Here is a 16,592-nt window from a genome sequence, read left to right as displayed (position 1 = left end):
CATCATGTGCGGCATTGCGGGCATCTATTCGAACGATCGCAGGCTCGCATGCGAGAGATCAGTGCGCGCCATGATCGCCGCTCTGCACCATCGCGGCCCAGACGACAGCGGCATCTTGATCGCTCCGGGAATAGCGCTCGGCCATGCCAGGCTGGCGATCCGCGATCTCAGCGCCGATGGGCGGCAGCCCTTCACCGATCCCTCTGGTCGGGTCATCGTCAGCTACAATGGCGAGATCTACAACGATCGGGAAATCCGGGCTGAACTGGAGCGCGATTTCGGATTCACGTTCCGAACCAGTTGCGACACCGAGATCATTCCGCTGGGCTACATGGCATGGGGCGATCGGATATTCGATCGCTTGGAGGGCATGTTCGCCGTCGCGCTATGGGATCGGGACGAGCGGCGTCTGATCCTGGCGCGGGACGGCATCGGCATCAAGCCGCTCTATTATGCCGAAGACCACGGAGTGGTTCGCTTCGCGAGCGAAATAAAAGGCATTTTCGCCGATCCGGATCAGCCCCGCCAGGTCTCGGCGGAGGGGCTTCATGCGTTCTTCGCGATGGGCTATGTCGGCCCACAGGACACCACCTTCGAGGGGGTACACCAGATTGCGCCGGGGACCGTCGTCACCTACTGCGAGGGCAAGCGGTCCGAACGGCGATTTTGGCGACCGACCAGAACTGGTGAAATCACTGACATCGGCGACGCGACGGTCGAGCTCGAGCAATTGTGGAGCAAGGTTGTTTCCGACCAGCTGGTGAGCGACGTCCCCGTCGGCGTGCTGCTCAGCGGCGGAATCGACAGTACGCTTGTCGCTTTGGGCGCCGATCGGTCCGACGGCCAGCTGCCGATGTTCACAGCGAGCTTCGCCAACCAGGAATTCGACGAGACGCCCCTCGCACGAACGGTGGCCGATGCGATCGGGGCCAAGCTTCGCTCCGTTCAAATCGAGATGCGCGCCGATCTCGGCGACCTGTTGGCGACGGTTGTCCACCACTATGATGGTCAATCCTGCGACGAGGCTTCGCTGGCGCTGCTTCTGCTTTCACAGGAAGTGAGAAAGAACGTCACGGTGGCGCTCACGGGTGACGGCGGCGATGAGTTTTTTGCCGGTTATCCGACATATGCCGCATCGAAATGGGCGGCCCGTATCGGCCCGCTTCTGCCGTCAGGCGCCTGGAACTGGGTCGGCCGGTTGTTCTACGGGTTCGGTGCGGCAGGACAAAAGCGGCTCCCGCTGCCTGCCATCGCATCCCGCTTTGCCTTCGGCATGGCGGCTGGTCCGCACGAGGCGCATGCCTGCTGGCGCCGCTACGTCCCGCAGTTCATGCTTTCCAAACTGTACGGCAGTGCGCTGCGCCCACTTCTCCAGGAGGATCCGTTCCACGGCTACAAGGCCGAGATTGCAAACGCGGAAGGCGATCTCATCGATCGTTGTCTGGTTGCCGACCAGCGCTGGCACCTGCCGGCCGGACTTCTGCTGAAGTCTGACGCTATGAGCATGGCCCACTCACTCGAGCTAAGAGTCCCGTTTCTCGACCGGCGGATCATGGACTTTGCGGGGCGCTGCCATGCCGATCTGCTGCTTTCGCGGCTGGGAGAAAAGAAGGCTCTGTTGCGGCGACTCGCCCGCCGGCTGAGAGCACCCAGCGCCGTCACCGAGGGAGCCAAGCGCGGCTTCAATGCACCGCTGGCCAGCCTGCTCCGCCACGAGCTGCGGCCAACCGCCGAGCGAATTTTTGAACGCGAAGCCGACGCCCTCGCCCCCTTCATCGTACCGGACGAGGCGCGGCGACTTTGGCGGGAACACGCCGAGCATCGGCGCGACCATTCCTATGCGATTTGGCCGATCCTGCATTTCGGGATCTCAAGAACATTGTCGCGTAGTGTGGTATCCAGCTCGGCCACCTCGGCCGATCTGACCATGATCGGCGTCGGGACGTGACAATGAAAAGGGAACGTACCGACATAATGCAGCACGATCCGGCAGCAAGAAACAGCGATCGCGATCAGACGATTCGCGACTTCGGAGAGCAATGGACGCGCCATACGGAGAATCCGGACTACTACGGCAGCGTCGAATTGCTGGCCGATATCATCGCGCCGTTTCTGACGCTCGAAGATATCAAAGACCGCAAATGCGCCGACATTGGATCAGGTACGGGGCGAATTGTCCTGATGATGCTCGCAGCCGGCGCCGCGTCGGTGGCCGCCATCGAACCGAGCCAGGCTTACGACGTGCTGGTCCGCAATACCGCCTACGCCGGCGAGCGGGTACGCTGTTTGAATGTGACGGGCGAAGCCATTCCAAGGGAAGACTTCGACGTCGTGCTGTCGATCGGCGTGCTTCATCATATTCCGGAACCGGAGCCAGTTGTGCGGGCCGCGTATGAGGCATTGCGGCCGGGCGGCCAGATGCTTGTTTGGCTCTACGGCCGCGAAGGCAGCCGCGCCTATCAGAGCATCTTCGTCCCGGCGCGCTTGATCACACGCAACCTGCCGGTCGTCGTGAACGAAGGCCTGTCGTGGCTGCTCTATCCCGTGGTTCTGGCCTACGCGGCTCTCACTCGGCTCATGCCCGCATTACCTCTGTCGGATTATCTCTCGAACGTTTATATGCGCTTTTCACCTGCCGAGCGCCGCCTCGTCATTCTCGATCAGATCAACCCGCGATGGGCCAAATATTATTCTCGCGATGAGGCCGAAGCCTTGCTTTGCGACGCAGGTTTCACCAATGTACGGTTGCACCATCGGCATGGATATTCGTGGACGGTCTGTGGATCGAAATAGACATCCATCCGGCGAGCACTGAAGCCATCGAGACGTTGTCATCCACCAAGCGGTCTAAGGAATGCAATTGGACGCAATCAAGACCGCCCGTATTCTGTTTGCTGCGACCCTGGTGTTGATCTCTCTGTCGGTAGCCAACTATTTCGCTTGGCTACGGCTGAAGCCTGAGGTGGCGGCAATCGGGTGGATCGTCGACAAACCCGATTACGAAAGCCATCTCGTCAACATGCACCAGCGCGCCCTCGCCAGAGTCAGCCCTGGCGCCCCTGATGCATATCTGCCGATCTACGATGTTCGGAATCCTGGCTTCTTCCTGCTGGTTGCGGAACTGTTTGTGCGCGCTGGCGCAACGACGCCGCTGCCACTGGAGATTCTCTCGATCGTTTTGTTTGATGTCGGCGCGCTCTGCTTCTTCTTCTGGGTCTATCTTCTGTTCAGCGACCTGCTTGTCGCGGCATTTGCACTGTCATTTCTCGCGCTGTCCCAATTTTTTCTGTTCTTTCCCGGCGTCACGCATACGATGCCGTTCGAATTCTTCTTCTTTAACGCCACGCTGCTGCTGTTCGTCCTCTATCTAAAGAGGAACGTGCGCGCGTATCTCGTCGGCGCATTGGTGGCGATGTTCCTTACATGTATGAACTACTGGTTCTATTACATGTCGTCCTGGATCATCATGGTCGGGCTCTGGTGGCAGTACCGGGGTAGACCCCGCCTCCGCGACATCGCCATGATCTCGACGCCTCCGCTCGCGGCGGCCAGCCTTACGATGATCATGGTGATGTCGCTTACGGGAGGGATGAGGAGCGGAGGGTTACGACTGCTCGAGATCCTTGCCGCCCGAACAGTCGATGCTCGTGTCCCCGGCGGCGCCTGGCTTCCGGACCAAAAGTTCATGTTCGCCGCGGACTGGTCCAATTATCCGTTCCTGGTCAAATACCGCCTGGAGTGGGCCTACAATATCGATTTAAAGCTGTTTGCATGGGCCGCGGCCTGCGTGCTCATCATGCTATGGTTTCACAAGCGAAGCTCCGCCATTTCAGCGCTCATTTTGCTGGCTGGCGGATTTTCCTGGTACTACGTCATGTTTCAGCACACACACATTCACCATTTCACCGGGCAATACAGTTTCATGGCAATCTGCTCTATCGCGGGCTTGATTGCTGGAGAAACGATAAACAGCATTGGGAGAGCTTTGGCTCTTGCGCGGCACTGGACGCGAACCCGCGATCAGGCCACCCGCACCGCTTTGAATATTGCCCTTGCCATCGTGTTGGGTGTTGTTAGTTCGCGCGCGATCATACCCTACCTGAAGAACACGGGGTCTTTGATCAAGGAAACCGTGGTGATTGCGAGCACAGTCGAAGCGAAGTACCGCGACGCGGTCGGCGAGATCTGCAAGCATCATCCCGAGATCACACAGACGGACCTGGAACGCGCGTCAAGCACCTGGGGCATTGATTGGCGCGCCAAGCAGCTGGCGGATACCAATCAACTGCCAAAATGTCCGACCTAAAGCGTGATCCGGAAAAGTGCGCAGCGGTTTTCCGAAAAGATCATGAATCAACAACAACCTAAAGCGCGATGACGATTCATCCTAATCGCATCGCGCTTTAGTCGCTGCAGCGGACTTCCCTGGCGACCCTGCGCCTGGTTCATCGGCGCGTCCTTCGACCTCGAAATATCCTCTGCCGGGATCGCCAGTGTCATTTACCAATCAAGGCCTTTCACGAACGCGTGGGTAACCATCCTGCGGCCTTTGAACGGCGCCGATCAGCCCTATCTAAGCGCCGGGCGGGATGTGCCCGACAGGTTTTTTGATGCAGCTATCCGAGTTGACGAGAATGGCGATCGCATCTGCCGTGGCGATCGTCGCGATGTCGTATTTGGCAATCGACGCAGGTGTCGTGAACACCAATGTGGTCACAAAGCCCATCAAGGTGGCTCAGGCCTCAATCGTCGGAGCCGCGATGGGCCAGCATCACCTCGCCTTCGCCGTTCAGGAGTGGGCGCGTCGCGGGCACGACAAGCCGCAGCGGGAGCATTGCCTGGCGGTCGACTGATCGCGGCGCCCTCCTCGGCTGTCGGCGAAACATTCATCCTCCATCACCTGCCAACTGATAGGCCCGCCACCACCGTGCAATCGCCGCGGCGAGATCATCCCAAAGCTCGCTCGGCAAATCCGGGACCGCCACTCGGACGCTATACTGGTCCGTGGTCGCGTCGTGAAACCATTCGGTCGCTGCGAAATCGAAACCGAAGCTGCCGGCATGGCGGATGGGAAAGCCCTCCTCGCGCAGTTCGTTGCTCATGTCCTCGGCGGCCTGCCGCGCGCTCGCTTCGTCGAGGGGGCGCTTTCCCCGCAAGGTAACGTAGAGACCGTGGGCGAAATGGAGCTCGCCGGAGAGCGCCGGGAGCTTCGCCGTAAAGCATCGCGCCGTGCTTCGGCCGTTGCGCAAGATCGCCGCAACACGCCGTTTCGTAAGGACCCAATAGACCGCGCTGCCGACGAAGGGCGGGAAGTGTGCCGGCAATGCCGCGCCGCCGAGCAGTCGCACCGCGTTGCGCGTTTCGGCCGCGAGACGTGTCCAGTCGGGGCGCCGTTCCCGCCGCCGGTGCTCGTTGCCGTGGACGAACACGGCCGAGCCGAGCCGGCCATATTCCGCTCCGAGCGAGTCGAGCTTGTTGTGGCTTCGCACCAGGACCACAGGAATTCCGTTTCGCCGGGCCCACCGCAGCACACGCCTGATCCGGCCTGCCCTGCCGGTGAAACATGTCGTGTCGAACACAAGGAGATCGAGACCCGAGCCGTCATGTCCGAGCGCCGCCTCGAAGGCGCCGGCGAAGGAGCAGGAATCCAACAGAAGAATTCGCGGCGAATTCGCTGCAGCAAACGCATCGCCCAGCGGCAGACTCAAAGCCACGAGCCGCAGATGAGGAACAAGGCTCCGGATCAGCTCCAGCGTCTCGCCGTAGGAGCCTGGAAGCACCAGGATATCGGCCTTCTCGACGATTTGCGCGGAGGCCAGCAGCACGGCGGAAATCGCAGCCATGCCTGAGGCCGTATAGAGCGCGGTGCTCGTGCAGCCGCGGTCGAGCTCATAGAACGAAGGACCGCGCACCGACAGATCGGCCCGCTGGTAGTCGTAACTGAACGCAAAAGGCCCGCTGACGGGAGCGCTCGTATGCGACCAGGCCGTCTCCGTCGCCTTCCACTCGTGCAGCTCGTGCTCCGCCCTCAGCGCCGCCGTGAGCTGAAATTTGGACCTGACGACCTCGTCGACCGATTGCGGACGCGGCACATCGAGCCGATGTCTCAGGCAGTCGTTCAACAGCCTGAGTTCCTCGTGCTTGCGGTCCAGATAGGCCTGAATGCTCTCCATGCGCGTCTTGGCAGATCCGATCGGATTTCAACGTTCCGAGAGCGTCTCGGATCCAACGCGCGCCTGGTGCAACGAACGCCGATATTCGCAGTTAAGACCTGAGCAAGGAGGACGAGATGGCTGATATCAGAGAGCACATGAAAATCATCGGCAAGGACGGGGCTCATGTCGGCACCGTCGACCGCGTCGAGGGCAACCGGATCAAGCTGACGCGCAAGGACAGCCCGGAAGGTCACAAGGACCATCACCACTATATCGACACGAAATATGTCGGTGCCGTCGAAGGCGATGTCGTCAAGCTTTCGGTGAATGCCGATGCGGTACCGAAGACGGAAGCCGCCTGAGACACTGAGCCCCTTCGGGAGCTTTTTCTTTGTTCACGATCCAACTCCGCTTCGTTCCAAAAGCACGAATCGGGACCGGCAAAATCAGTGCGGCACATTTCTTAATGCTGCGTTTCGCCCAGCCGGTTGTCCGCATTCAGCGTCACGAGCACCGGCCGCAAGCGGTACGCATCGATCGCGGCATTCGACAGCAGCAGTCTGCGCCGCTCGCCTCGCAGCATCATGCGGTCGATCCTGTTCAGGATGAAGCGGGCTGACTCCCGCTGCTCTCCCGTGAGCAGGCCGGACCGGTCGAGGTATTTCCAGGCGATCTCGAAAGACTGTGCGCGTAACTCTGGGTCAGTCATAGCCAGCCAACATCCGCAAAGAATGAATGTTCCCCTTCGCAGACGAGTGAAGCGCGCCACACCGGTCAGATCGAACGACGGCGCAACAAAATGCGAAGGCGACGTGGAACGAGATCACGGCCGGCACGTTGATGGCGTGAAATCGAGTGGTGCCGATCTGCCAGCCCCGATCGGCTTTGAAGGACCCCGTGCTTGTCCCTTGAGCACGGGGCTTTCTCATGCTGGCCGGCGATTGATCGGCCTCGCCCCGTCCCGCCGAATTCCTTCCGAGAATGCTCTCAGTCCGCCCGCTCGTCGCGCCGATCGCGCGCGAGTTCGTGCCAGGCCAAAGCGAGCTCGATCAGGCGCTGCCGGTCGGCACCTTCCGATGCCGCGGCACGCTTCATTGCGGCCTCGGCCTCACGCTGTGCGTCATACTTGCTACACATGCGGTGGACCCTAGCCGGCCATCTGGACAAGCGCATGGCAATTTCGTCCGTATGATTGCGGGGTGACGCCCCCCCTGACCTCCCGGGCTGAGCGAGCGCCGGCCCTGTCGCCGCTTTGCATGCGCTGATTACGAAGCCATGAGGCCGGGTTTCTTTCAGGCGATCTGTGAATGGCGTCACAGTCTTGGCCTGCCATCTCGGTTAAACAACACCTCGACGCTTCAGCAGCGCGCGAAGGCATCAATGGTGTTTTCCGTCATGACACAGGAAGCAGCAGCTTCGGCCAACGCCCCGACGCAACGGCAAAAGAGCGACCTGCTCCGCATCGCCTATCTCGGCAGCATCGGCATCGTGATGCTGGCCTGGATCGCCGGCCTGGTCTGGGGCGCGATCGCGTTCTTCAACTGGCTGGTATCTTGACGCAAGGCGATCGGTCGCGCGCAAGCGCTTTCGCGAACACGTCTCGCTGCCGGATCGTGCATTAGGCCGTGCAGCACCTGCCCCAGTTCGATCCCGCCGCAAACGGCACAGCCCGAAGCGCCAACCCATCCGGACAATCGCCCAAGAGGACAAAAAAAGAGGCGGGCCTTTCGCCCGCCTCTCTCAGATCAGGATGCAAGCAGTGCCTCAACGGCACGCCCGCGGATCGGCCGCCACGTACTGCCCATCCGGGTAACGGTAGTAGCAATTGCCTTGCGCCCAGTAATAGCCGGGCTGGGATGCGGCGGTAGCGCCCGCGATGGCGCCGGTTGCGCCGCCGAGAACCGCGCCGGCGGCAGCCCCTGTGGTATTGCCCGAGATCAGTCCACCGAGCACGCCACCGACGATGGCGCCCCCAAGCGCGCTTACGCCGGGATCAGCCGGTGGCGGGGGCGGAGGCGGCGGCGCATAGGCGACCGGAGGCGGCGGCGGAGCGTAGACCACCGGCACGTCGTCATAGTACTCCTCCGAGATGTAGGCGGGCGGGCCAGCCATGCGCTGCGGATAATAATACCAGACGCCGCCAACGTCCCACCACCAGCCCGAGCGGCCGTTGCGGACCTCGTGGCGCCAACGCCCACCGTCCCAGGCGCGGTTGCCGCGATAGGCCTGTCCGTCCCAATCGCGCGTCGGCGCGGGGCCCCTGGCATAATTGCGTCCGGGCGGCGAGCCGCCCGCGTTGCGCGGCCGGCTATCCGGCTGCGGCGCTGGCTGGACCGCCTGCCGCTGCTGCGGGCCCCTGTGCATCTCTTGATTGGTCGGGGACGCCGCTCCCGCACTCGGACGGGCCGCGGGCTGGCCAGCGTCCCTCGATGGCCTGGCATCCTGAGCCTGGGCCGAAGCCGCGAGCAGCGACATGGCCGAAACCAAGGGAATGATGATCTTCATGCGGCTGGACGCACTCATACGTGCTTGCCCCCTACTCTCTCGATTGCCGTGGTGTCCAGCGCGATAAACGATTCGGATCGCCCCAGACTTGATGCCGGCTGACATAGCTGACCTGCTTTGGTCGGCGAAGTCCCGTTACAAATGATTAAGATCAGGGCTTTTTTCGGCCCGAGGGGTCAGCTGGAGCCGCTCTAGCGCGCGGGCTCGATCACGTTGCAATTGCTCCGGCCCGACATCAGGCAGTCCTGCATCTTGCTGGCCGCGGTGAGGTCCCGTGCGAGCCACCAGCCGATCCCGAGGATCACAACCGCGATGATCAAGCCGGCGAGCGCGCCGCGGCGGTTGTCACCGGATGGAGGCTTCGGCCGGGATGTCGGCTTCTCGCCCGGTTCGGGCTCGGACGTGGACATGGCTACCTGATCGCACGGGCGCCCCCGGCTTATCACCTCTGCGACGTCCCGTCACATCCCGATCAGCCGCTTCGGCCAAGCTCGTTAGGGTTCAGCCTCGGGTCGCCCGGATCGCTTCCTTACGCGAGGTCTCGACCGCCGGGATCGCCTGCTGGGCTCGCGGTGCGCAGGTTGTGAGCACGAACGCGGTCTGGGTGCACTCCCAGCCGGCCCCCAGGACGGCGCTTTCGATGGGCTGCGGGCGCGCGAGCAGCAGCGTGGCACCGGTCACGGCCACCAGGGCGACGGCAATTGCGAGTGCCTTCAGGCTGAATCTTGAGATCGTCATGCCCGTGCTCCGTATCGGGGCGGGACGCTAGGCGTCGCCCTCGCGGTCCCTTATGAGGGACATCACAATTCGGCAGTTTTTCCGGGCTACGAGAGATCGTCGGGGATGGCGATTTTCGTTGACCTGATCGGCTGCGATTATGGGTGGCTTCGCGACGCGCAGCGATGTACACGCTTCTGCGTCGCGTGGCGCCTGCTATGCCCAGCCGACTTACCAACACGCAGTGATTTAGGATCGAAAGCGAGGAAGACAAGGCTCGTCGATGAGTGGATTCAGGGAACCCGGCTTCGCAGACCGGCAAAAGGCGGCGCAGGATGCCCGCAAAAACCTTTTGAACAAATTTAAATCGCAGCCGGGCCCCGACGACCCGGCGGTTGTCGCACGCCGCGCTGAGCGCGAGGCACTCGCCGCCAAGCGCGCCGAGGCCAAGGCTGCGCGGGAGGCCGAAAAGGCCGAGCAGAAGCGCGTCGAGGAAGAGGCCAAAGCCGCTGAAGCCGCGCGGATCGCGCGCGAGGCGCAGGAAGCCGCCGAAAGACAGGCAGCCCTCGAAGCCGAACAGAAGGCCAAGCGCGACGCGCGCTACGCGGCCCGCAAGGCCAAGCGCAAGTGACCTGACGCGAGACCTGCGGAGGTCGCGTTCAATTCAAATTGAAGCAGGACACATTTGGGGCGGTCCAGGTGACCGCCCCGAACGTGTGCGCGTGCGCTCCTTGCCGAGCGCCGCGATCGTGAATGGACGAAGATCAGTTCTTCTTCATCATCCCGTCGTCCTTCTTCATCCCGTCCTTCGACATGTGATCCTTCTTCATGCCGTCGTCCTTGGACATGGTGTCCTTCTTCATCATGCCGTCCTTGGCCATCGTGTCCTTTTTCATCATGCCGTCGTCCTTGCCCATCTTGTCCTGGGCAAAAGCGGCCGGCGACAGCGCAAGGCCAAGCGACAGAGCGGCAGCCGAGACGCCGAGCATGATACGGGTGCGAATAGTCATGGTTCATCTTCCCTTCGAGATGGTGTTTGTCAGCGACGGAGGCCGCTATCCAAGCTCGACGGATCGCCAGCCGACGTTGTTACGCGGCCTCCGATAAATTTTGACGGGCCCTCCACCCTCCGCCGTTCGGCATAGTCTCGCGCGCGTATCCGAGATCGGACGTGTGCAGCGCAGCATGTCCGGCACTTGCCGCGGCATTCCATCTCGAACTATCAGATGAGAGAATATCGGGCGAAAGACCGGCTAGGATGGGCCTATACACCGGTCACCCACGACCCGCCCAATCACGCCAAGCAAGAACCGTCCAAAGAAACGTTCAAGGGGATCAAACCATGATTACGCGCCGCCATCTGGTTGCGACCGCGGTCGCCGCGCCCGCCATCCTGCGCTTCGGCATCGGGACCGCGCAGGCCGCGACCACACTGAAGATCTCACATCAGTTCCCGGGCGGGACCATCGACAAGGGCGATTTCCGCGACCGGCTCTGCCGCGTGTTCGCGGCGGAAGTTGCCAAGCGCAGCAATGGCGACATCGCTGCCGAGATCTATCCGAACTCCTCACTGATCAAGACCAACGCGCAGTTCTCGGCGATGCGCAAGGGCGCGCTCGATATCAGCCTCTATCCGATGCCCTACGCCGGAGGCGAGCTGCCGGAGACCAATATCGGCCTGATGCCGGGCCTGGTGACCACCTACGACCAGGGCCTGCGCTGGAAGAAGGAGCCGGTCGGCAAGGCGTTGACCGACTTCCTCGCCGACAAGGGCATCATCTTGCTCACCTGGGTCTGGCAGGCCGGCGGCGTCGCCAGCCGCTCCAAGCCGATCGTCGCGCCGGAAGATGCCAAAGGCATGAAGGTTCGCGGCGGCTCGCGCGAGATGGACATGGTGCTGCAGACCGCCGGCGCGTCGGTGCTGTCGGTTCCCTCCAACGAAATCTATGCGGCGATGCAGACCGGCGCCTGCGATGCCGGCATCACGTCGTCGACCAGCCTGATCTCGTTCCGTCTGGAAGAGGTTGCGAAGTCGCTGACATCAGGCGCAGGCGCCTCCTACTGGTTCATGCTCGAGCCGCTGATGATGTCGAAGGCCATCTTCGACAAGCTGCCGAAGAACCATCAGGACATCCTGCTCGCCGTCGGCACCGAGCTCGAAGCCTTCGGCCGCAAGGGCGCGCAGGATGACGACGTCGAGGTGGCCAAGGTCTACGAGAAGGCCGGCGCCAAGGTTTCGGCGCTCGATGCCGCGACCGTCGGCAAGTGGCGCGACATCGCCCGCGACACCGCCTGGAAGGACTACAGCGCCAAGACCGCGACCGCGGCTAACCTGCTCAAGCTCGCCACCGACGTCGCCGCATGAGCCACGGTCCGCTTCCGGATCGTGACGACACGGCCAACACTGTCGCAAGGTCGGGCCTTGCGGCAGCGGTCGATCGCGGTCTTGCCATCGTCAACAGCATCATCGTGGTGTTCGCCGCGGTCGCCCTCGTCGCCGCTTGCGTGATCCTGAGCTACAGCGTGCTGAGCCGTGCGCTGTTCAAGGCCGCCAATTACTGGCAGGACGAGGCCGCAGTGTTCCTCCTGGTCGGTGCGACCTTCATGACAGCGGCCTATGTGCAGCAGAACCGCGGTCATATCGGCATCGAAGCCTTCGTCGGCTTGCTGTCGCCGTTCGCGAACAAGGTTCGCCTCTGGCTGGTCGATGCCGCGACATTCCTGTTCTGCGCCTTCTTCACCTGGAAGTCCTGGACACTGGCCCATGAGGCCTATGTCGATGGCCAGGTCTCCAACTCGATGTGGTCGCCGCCGCTCGCCATCCCCTACTCGCTGATGGCGCTCGGGATGAGCCTGCTCTGCCTCCAGATCCTCGTGCAGCTTGCGCTGCCCTTCACCGGAGCCAAGCGACCATGAGCGTCTTCGGTATCGGCCTCGCCTACGGCATTGCGACCCTGCTGGTGATGTTCTCAGGGATGCCGATCGCCTTCGCGCTCGGCGCGGTCGCGGTGGTGTTCATGGGCATCTACATGCCCTCAGCCTCTCTCGATACGGTGACGCAGAACGTCTACGAGGAGATGGCCTCGATCACACTGTTGTCGATCCCGCTCTTCATCCTGAAGGGCGCGGCGATCGGCAAGTCGCGCGCGGGCCAGGATCTCTATTCGGCTCTGCATGCCTGGCTGCATCGCGTGCCTGGCGGGCTTGGCGTCGCCAATGTGTTCGCCTGCGCATTGTTCGCGGCCATGGCGGGCTCGAGCCCGGCGACCTGCTCGGCGATCGGCTCGGCCGGGATTCCCGAGATGCGCAAGCGCGGTTATTCCGGCGGCTTTGCCGCCGGCATCATTGCCGCCGGCGGCACTCTCGGCATCCTGTTGCCGCCCTCGATCACCATGATCCTGTTCGCGGTTGCCGCCGAAAAATCGCTGGGGCGTCTGTTCCTCGCCGGTATCGGGCCGGGCCTGCTGCTAGTCACGCTGTTCGGGGCTTACGCCGTGATCCGTTTCCGCCGGGAATATGCGGCCGCCGAAGCGATCTACAAGAGCGGCGGCCCCGAGGCCGCGATCCTGACCCGCGACGAGTATACGCTGGCCGAACGCTTCAGCGTGCTGCCGCGTGTGATCCCGTTCGTGCTGCTGCTCACCGGCGTCATGATCGCGCTCTATGGCGGCTACGCCACGCCGTCGGAGACGGCGGGCCTCGGCGGCCTCCTCGCGCTGGCGCTGATCGCGGCGATCTACAGCGTGTGGCGGCCGGGCGACCTCGCTCCGATCATGAAATCGACGATCCGAGAATCGACCATGCTGATGATGATCATCGGCATGTCGCTGCTCTACTCCTACGTGATGAGCTATCTGCACATCTCGCAATCGGTCGCCGAATCCATCGTTGCAATGCACCTGCCGCGCTGGGAGCTGCTGTTCGCGATCCTCGTCATGGTCGTCGTGCTCGGCTTCTTCCTGCCGCCGGTCTCGATCATCCTGATGACGGCGCCGATCATCCTGCCGCCGCTGCGCGCCGCCAATTTCGACATCATCTGGTTCGGCGTGGTCATGACCATCGTGATGGAGATGGGGCTGATCCATCCGCCGGTTGGCCTCAACATCTTTGTCATCCGCAACGTCGCGCCTGACATTCCCCTGCGCGAGGTGATCTGGGGCACCCTGCCGTTCGTGCTGCTGATGATGTTCGCAGTGCTGCTGCTCTGCTTCGTGCCGGGGATTTCAACCTGGCTGCCGGATCTCGTGATGGGACCGGACGGGAGCAGGTAGCGACAATCACGACTGCCGTAGGATGGGCAAAGCGACTTGCCCGCCGTAGCTCGAAGAGCGAAGGCGGAAGCGTGCCAACCGCCTGAGGGCGATCACGGAGGGACGGTGGGCACGGCGCTACGCGCCTTTGTCCAGCCTACGATTTCTCCTTCCGCCGCCCCTTTGGCGCGTTCGCGACGACCTGCAACAGATCCTTGCGCACGGCCTCGATGTGCCGCTCCAGGAACCGGCAGGCGTCCTCGACCTTCCCTGTGCGGCAGAGTGCGATCAGCTCGGCGTGCTCCTTCTCCGCTATCCCCATCGCCTTGGTGTTGGAGAGCTGCAGGCGCGTGTAGCGGTCACTGGTCTGCAGCAGCGACAGCACGATCGCGCGCGTACGCGGCTGCGGCGCGTGCACATAGAGCGCCATGTGGAAGTCGGCGTTGAGCTGGCCCCATTCGCTGACATTGCGCGCCTTGATCGCCTTCTCGAAGCTCTTGTGGATGTCGTCTAGCCCCTGGAAGTCCTCCGCGGTGAAGCGCGGCGCCGATTGCGCCAGCAGCCGCGGCTCCAGGATGCGGCGCAGGTCGAAGACGTCGTTAATCTCGTCCAGCGACAGCTCGGAGACGATGGCACCCTTCTGCGGCACGATCCGCACCAGCCCTTCCGCTTCGAGCTGGAATAGCGCCTCGCGCACGGGAATGCGACTGACGCCATAGGCCTCGCCGAGCGCATCCTGGCGCAGTTGCGATCCGGCCGGATAGGTGCCGTCGAGGATCGCCTGCCGGAGCTGATCGACGATCGCAGCCGACAGGGTGCGGTGTTTCAGAGGCTGTTTCATCTGACCTTCTGTTGTCCTTCCGACTCGTTCCGCCGACACGGTCCCTGTCTTGCATGTTGAGGTGCCCGGCAAAAGCCGAGCACTCCGCAAAGCGAGTGCCCAGCAAAAGCGCGCCCTGCCGCCGAAATGACCGCAATCTCCGTTTGACTCCCAAAATGTATAAATTATACATTTGGCAATCGCACGACAATTCTTTGGGGTTGGGGCCTCTTTCATGATCGAGCAGACGATGCCGGCCACGCGCGCGCTCAGCCTCCGACGTACGGTCGTCCGGATGTCGAGCGCCCTGCTCGCCTTCGAGCGCCTAGCGCTGATGGGCCTGATGTATCTGCTCACCGGCCTGATCCTGGTCAACGTCGTCACCCGCTACTCGCATTTCCCGATCTACTGGATCGACGAGTCTGCCGTCTATTGCGTGGTCTGGCTGACCTTCATCGGCGCATCGGCGATGACGCGGCTGCGGCTCGACTTCGCGGGGACCATGCTGACGGAGCGCCTGTCGCCACGGCAGCAAAAAACGGCCAAGGTGATCTCGACCGGCCTCGTCGTCGTGTTCGGCATCGCCCTGACCGTCACCTGCGTGCTCTGGATGGACCCGATTGGCCTCGCGCTCGCCGGCTTCGACGGGCGCCAGCTCGCGGCCGAGACCTTCAACTTCCTCTACACCGAGCGCACCCAGACGCTGAATTGGCCGACCTGGGTGATGTATCTGACGCTGCCGATCTTCGCGGTGTCGATGACCATCCACGGCCTCGCCAATCTGCTGGAAGATCTCGGGCTGGTCCCGCGCACGCCGCTGACGGGCTTTCAGCTCTCCGAGCTCGACGGGGTCAACTGATGATCACGTCGGCGGCTTTCATGGCCTTCATGCTGGTCGGCGTGCCGATCGGGCTCTGCCTGTGTCTCGCCGGGCTCGTCTACATCGCCGCCTCAGGCAATCCGGTGCTGTTTCAGTCCTACCCGCTTCAGCTGTTCGGCGGCGTCGACAGTTACGGCCTGATTGCAATTCCGCTGTTCATCCTGATCGGCGAGATCATGAACGGCGGCGGCATCACGCGGCGCATCGTCGACATGGCGATGGCCTTCGTCGGCTCGCTCAAGGGCGGGCTCGCCTACGTCAACATCCTCGCCAACATGTTCATCTCGTCCATCCTGGGATCCGCGACCGCGCAGGTCGCGATCATGGCCCAGATCATGGTGCCGGAGATGGAGAAGAAGGGCTACGACAAGACCTTCGCGGCCGGCCTCACCGCCTATGGCGGCATGCTCGGCCCGATCATCCCGCCGTCGGTGATGTTCGTGGTCTACAGCGTGCTGGCGCAGGTCTCGGTCAGCGACATGCTGATCGCCGGCATCGTGCCGGGCGTCATCCTCACCGTGATGTTCTGTCTCGTCATCGCACTGATGGGCTATATCTACAACTATCCGCGCGCGGACTATCAGACGCCGCGCCAGCGCGTCATGACGATCCTGCGGACGTCGCCGACGCTGCTGATCCCGATCGTCATCGTCGGCACCATCCTCGGCGGCCTCGCCAATGCGACGGAATCGGCGGCCGTCGGTGCCGTTGCCGCGGCCCTGGTCGGAAAATTCTGGACCAAGGAGTTCGAGTTCTCGCAGCTGCCGCAGATGATGCTGCGCAGTGCGATCTATTCGGCGATCGTGCTGTTCCTGGTCGCGGCCGCCGCGGTGTTCTCCTGGGTCCTGATCTTCGGCAAGGTGCCGCAGGAGACCGCCGCCTGGATCCAGACCGCCGCCAAGGATCCCGTCAGCTTCATGCTGGTCTGCAACGTCATCCTGCTGGTGATCGGCACGGTCATCGACGGCATTCCCGGCCTGATCATGACGGTGCCGATCCTGCTGCCCGTTGCGACTGAGGTCTATCACATCGATCCCCGGCAGTTCGGCGTCGTGGTCGTGATCAACCTCGTGCTCGGCCTTTTGTCGCCGCCGGTCGGGCTTTGCTTCTTCGTCGCGGCCGCCGTCACCGGCGCCAAGCCCGGCAAGATGTTCATGGTGACGCTGCCCTTCTTCGTCATCTCCTGCGTCCTCCTGGTGCTGCTCTCGCTCTACCCCTCGCTCTCGCTGATCCTCGTCAAATAAGCCTATCCGAAAGGAAACCCC

At 62.7% G+C, this 16,592-nt stretch carries 19 protein-coding genes; 12 read left to right on the top strand and 7 right to left on the bottom strand.

The window, feature by feature from the left end; genetic code table 11:
- The first annotated feature begins 4 nt into the window (after positions 1–4).
- The 4 genes from asnB (at position 5) to X268_RS14535 (ending at position 4,853) form a co-directional block, all read left to right on the top strand.
- Positions 5–1,948, top strand: a complete 1,944-nt coding sequence (gene asnB / locus X268_RS14550; protein ID WP_128925592.1) for an asparagine synthase (glutamine-hydrolyzing) — start codon at positions 5–7, stop codon at positions 1,946–1,948.
- Positions 1,949–1,950: 2 nt separating this feature from the next.
- Complete coding sequence (locus tag X268_RS14545; protein WP_245477890.1) at positions 1,951–2,793, top strand: class I SAM-dependent methyltransferase; 843 nt, start codon at positions 1,951–1,953, stop codon at positions 2,791–2,793.
- A gap of 67 nt (positions 2,794–2,860) precedes the next feature.
- A complete protein-coding gene (locus X268_RS14540; protein ID WP_128925591.1) occupies positions 2,861–4,306 on the top strand; it encodes a hypothetical protein in 1,446 nt (481 codons plus the stop codon).
- A 328-nt stretch (positions 4,307–4,634) separates the two neighbouring features.
- Positions 4,635–4,853, top strand: coding sequence for a hypothetical protein (locus X268_RS14535; RefSeq protein ID WP_245477889.1), 219 nt, complete (start codon positions 4,635–4,637; stop codon positions 4,851–4,853).
- Positions 4,854–4,886: 33 nt separating this feature from the next.
- Here X268_RS14535 and X268_RS14530 read toward each other — a convergent pair whose 3' ends face one another.
- Positions 4,887–6,173 (bottom strand): hypothetical protein, encoded by a 1,287-nt coding sequence (locus X268_RS14530; RefSeq protein WP_128925590.1) that lies wholly within the window; start codon positions 6,171–6,173, stop codon positions 4,887–4,889.
- A gap of 116 nt (positions 6,174–6,289) precedes the next feature.
- Between X268_RS14530 and X268_RS14525 the strand changes: the two genes are divergently transcribed.
- Positions 6,290–6,517 carry a DUF2171 domain-containing protein gene (locus X268_RS14525; RefSeq protein ID WP_027574503.1) on the top strand — a complete coding sequence of 76 codons (228 nt, stop codon included), beginning with the start codon at positions 6,290–6,292 and terminating at the stop codon, positions 6,515–6,517.
- Between the two features lie 101 nt (positions 6,518–6,618).
- On the opposite strand, the gene X268_RS14520 is transcribed toward X268_RS14525, so the two are convergent.
- A complete protein-coding gene (locus X268_RS14520; protein WP_128925589.1) occupies positions 6,619–6,864 on the bottom strand; it encodes a hypothetical protein in 246 nt (81 codons plus the stop codon).
- Positions 6,865–7,550: 686 nt separating this feature from the next.
- Between X268_RS14520 and X268_RS39415 the strand changes: the two genes are divergently transcribed.
- Positions 7,551–7,712 carry a hypothetical protein gene (locus tag X268_RS39415; protein WP_164937729.1) on the top strand — a complete coding sequence of 54 codons (162 nt, stop codon included), beginning with the start codon at positions 7,551–7,553 and terminating at the stop codon, positions 7,710–7,712.
- 207 nt (positions 7,713–7,919) lie between these two features.
- Here the strand turns inward: X268_RS39415 and X268_RS14515 are convergent, their stop codons facing one another.
- The 3 genes from X268_RS14515 to X268_RS14505 all read right to left on the bottom strand — a co-directional run bounded on the left by X268_RS14515 (position 7,920) and on the right by X268_RS14505 (position 9,398).
- Positions 7,920–8,678, bottom strand: a complete 759-nt coding sequence (locus tag X268_RS14515; protein WP_128925588.1) for a hypothetical protein — start codon at positions 8,676–8,678, stop codon at positions 7,920–7,922.
- Positions 8,679–8,851: 173 nt separating this feature from the next.
- Entirely contained in the window at positions 8,852–9,070 is a 219-nt protein-coding gene (locus X268_RS14510) for a DUF2273 domain-containing protein (RefSeq protein ID WP_128925587.1), read from the bottom strand.
- A gap of 91 nt (positions 9,071–9,161) precedes the next feature.
- Positions 9,162–9,398 carry a hypothetical protein gene (locus X268_RS14505; protein WP_164937728.1) on the bottom strand — a complete coding sequence of 79 codons (237 nt, stop codon included), beginning with the start codon at positions 9,396–9,398 and terminating at the stop codon, positions 9,162–9,164.
- Between the two features lie 262 nt (positions 9,399–9,660).
- On the opposite strand from X268_RS14505, the gene X268_RS14500 reads away from it, so the two are divergent.
- Positions 9,661–10,008 carry a DUF6481 family protein gene (locus tag X268_RS14500; protein ID WP_128925585.1) on the top strand — a complete coding sequence of 116 codons (348 nt, stop codon included), beginning with the start codon at positions 9,661–9,663 and terminating at the stop codon, positions 10,006–10,008.
- Between the two features lie 133 nt (positions 10,009–10,141).
- Here the strand turns inward: X268_RS14500 and X268_RS14495 are convergent, their stop codons facing one another.
- Positions 10,142–10,387: a pentapeptide MXKDX repeat protein gene (locus X268_RS14495; protein ID WP_128925584.1), complete on the bottom strand. Its 246-nt coding sequence runs from the start codon at positions 10,385–10,387 to the stop codon at positions 10,142–10,144.
- A 332-nt stretch (positions 10,388–10,719) separates the two neighbouring features.
- Between X268_RS14495 and X268_RS14490 the strand changes: the two genes are divergently transcribed.
- Genes X268_RS14490 through X268_RS14480 form a run of 3 tightly spaced genes read left to right on the top strand, consistent with a single transcriptional unit; the run spans position 10,720 to position 13,648 of the window.
- The gene (locus tag X268_RS14490; RefSeq protein WP_128925583.1) at positions 10,720–11,742 is read left to right on the top strand and encodes a TRAP transporter substrate-binding protein; all 1,023 of its coding nucleotides are present in this window, start codon (positions 10,720–10,722) and stop codon (positions 11,740–11,742) included.
- A complete protein-coding gene (locus tag X268_RS14485; RefSeq protein WP_128925582.1) occupies positions 11,739–12,293 on the top strand; it encodes a TRAP transporter small permease in 555 nt (184 codons plus the stop codon). The genes X268_RS14490 and X268_RS14485 overlap by 4 nt, the downstream gene beginning before the upstream one ends.
- Positions 12,290–13,648: a TRAP transporter large permease gene (locus X268_RS14480; protein ID WP_128925581.1), complete on the top strand. Its 1,359-nt coding sequence runs from the start codon at positions 12,290–12,292 to the stop codon at positions 13,646–13,648. Before X268_RS14485 ends, X268_RS14480 begins: the two co-directional genes overlap by 4 nt.
- A 136-nt stretch (positions 13,649–13,784) precedes the next feature.
- Here X268_RS14480 and X268_RS14475 read toward each other — a convergent pair whose 3' ends face one another.
- Entirely contained in the window at positions 13,785–14,468 is a 684-nt protein-coding gene (locus X268_RS14475; protein WP_128925580.1) for a GntR family transcriptional regulator, read from the bottom strand.
- A 229-nt stretch (positions 14,469–14,697) separates the two neighbouring features.
- On the opposite strand from X268_RS14475, the gene X268_RS14470 reads away from it, so the two are divergent.
- Together X268_RS14470 and X268_RS14465 are read left to right on the top strand one after the other, a co-directional pair.
- On the top strand, positions 14,698–15,306 hold the full coding sequence (locus tag X268_RS14470; protein ID WP_128929262.1) for a TRAP transporter small permease: 609 nt from the start codon (positions 14,698–14,700) through the stop codon (positions 15,304–15,306).
- On the top strand, positions 15,306–16,571 hold the full coding sequence (locus tag X268_RS14465) for a TRAP transporter large permease (protein WP_128925579.1): 1,266 nt from the start codon (positions 15,306–15,308) through the stop codon (positions 16,569–16,571). The genes X268_RS14470 and X268_RS14465 overlap by 1 nt, the downstream gene beginning before the upstream one ends.
- The last annotated feature ends 21 nt before the right edge of the window (positions 16,572–16,592 follow it).

This window comes from Bradyrhizobium guangxiense (assembly GCF_004114915.1).
GTDB lineage: Bacteria > Pseudomonadota > Alphaproteobacteria > Rhizobiales > Xanthobacteraceae > Bradyrhizobium > Bradyrhizobium guangxiense.
Note: the sequence above shows the minus strand (reverse complement) of the source record. Positions and strands in the feature narration are given on the sequence as shown.

Excerpts from the sequence above, each read along its gene's own strand:
- asnB (WP_128925592.1), top strand. The coding sequence starts at position 5 with ATGTGCGGCATTGCGGGCATCTATTCGAACGATCGCAGGCTCGCATGC.
- X268_RS14545 (WP_245477890.1), top strand. The coding sequence starts at position 1,951 with ATGAAAAGGGAACGTACCGACATAATGCAGCACGATCCGGCAGCAAGA.
- X268_RS14535 (WP_245477889.1), top strand. The coding sequence starts at position 4,635 with ATGGCGATCGCATCTGCCGTGGCGATCGTCGCGATGTCGTATTTGGCA.
- X268_RS14530 (WP_128925590.1), bottom strand. The coding sequence starts at position 6,173 with ATGGAGAGCATTCAGGCCTATCTGGACCGCAAGCACGAGGAACTCAGG.
- X268_RS14525 (WP_027574503.1), top strand. The coding sequence starts at position 6,290 with ATGGCTGATATCAGAGAGCACATGAAAATCATCGGCAAGGACGGGGCT.
- X268_RS14520 (WP_128925589.1), bottom strand. The coding sequence starts at position 6,864 with ATGACTGACCCAGAGTTACGCGCACAGTCTTTCGAGATCGCCTGGAAA.
- X268_RS39415 (WP_164937729.1), top strand. The coding sequence starts at position 7,551 with ATGACACAGGAAGCAGCAGCTTCGGCCAACGCCCCGACGCAACGGCAA.
- X268_RS14515 (WP_128925588.1), bottom strand. The coding sequence starts at position 8,678 with ATGAGTGCGTCCAGCCGCATGAAGATCATCATTCCCTTGGTTTCGGCC.
- X268_RS14510 (WP_128925587.1), bottom strand. The coding sequence starts at position 9,070 with ATGTCCACGTCCGAGCCCGAACCGGGCGAGAAGCCGACATCCCGGCCG.
- X268_RS14505 (WP_164937728.1), bottom strand. The coding sequence starts at position 9,398 with ATGACGATCTCAAGATTCAGCCTGAAGGCACTCGCAATTGCCGTCGCC.
- X268_RS14500 (WP_128925585.1), top strand. The coding sequence starts at position 9,661 with ATGAGTGGATTCAGGGAACCCGGCTTCGCAGACCGGCAAAAGGCGGCG.
- X268_RS14495 (WP_128925584.1), bottom strand. The coding sequence starts at position 10,387 with ATGACTATTCGCACCCGTATCATGCTCGGCGTCTCGGCTGCCGCTCTG.
- X268_RS14490 (WP_128925583.1), top strand. The coding sequence starts at position 10,720 with ATGATTACGCGCCGCCATCTGGTTGCGACCGCGGTCGCCGCGCCCGCC.
- X268_RS14485 (WP_128925582.1), top strand. The coding sequence starts at position 11,739 with ATGAGCCACGGTCCGCTTCCGGATCGTGACGACACGGCCAACACTGTC.
- X268_RS14480 (WP_128925581.1), top strand. The coding sequence starts at position 12,290 with ATGAGCGTCTTCGGTATCGGCCTCGCCTACGGCATTGCGACCCTGCTG.
- X268_RS14475 (WP_128925580.1), bottom strand. The coding sequence starts at position 14,468 with ATGAAACAGCCTCTGAAACACCGCACCCTGTCGGCTGCGATCGTCGAT.
- X268_RS14470 (WP_128929262.1), top strand. The coding sequence starts at position 14,698 with ATGCCGGCCACGCGCGCGCTCAGCCTCCGACGTACGGTCGTCCGGATG.
- X268_RS14465 (WP_128925579.1), top strand. The coding sequence starts at position 15,306 with ATGATCACGTCGGCGGCTTTCATGGCCTTCATGCTGGTCGGCGTGCCG.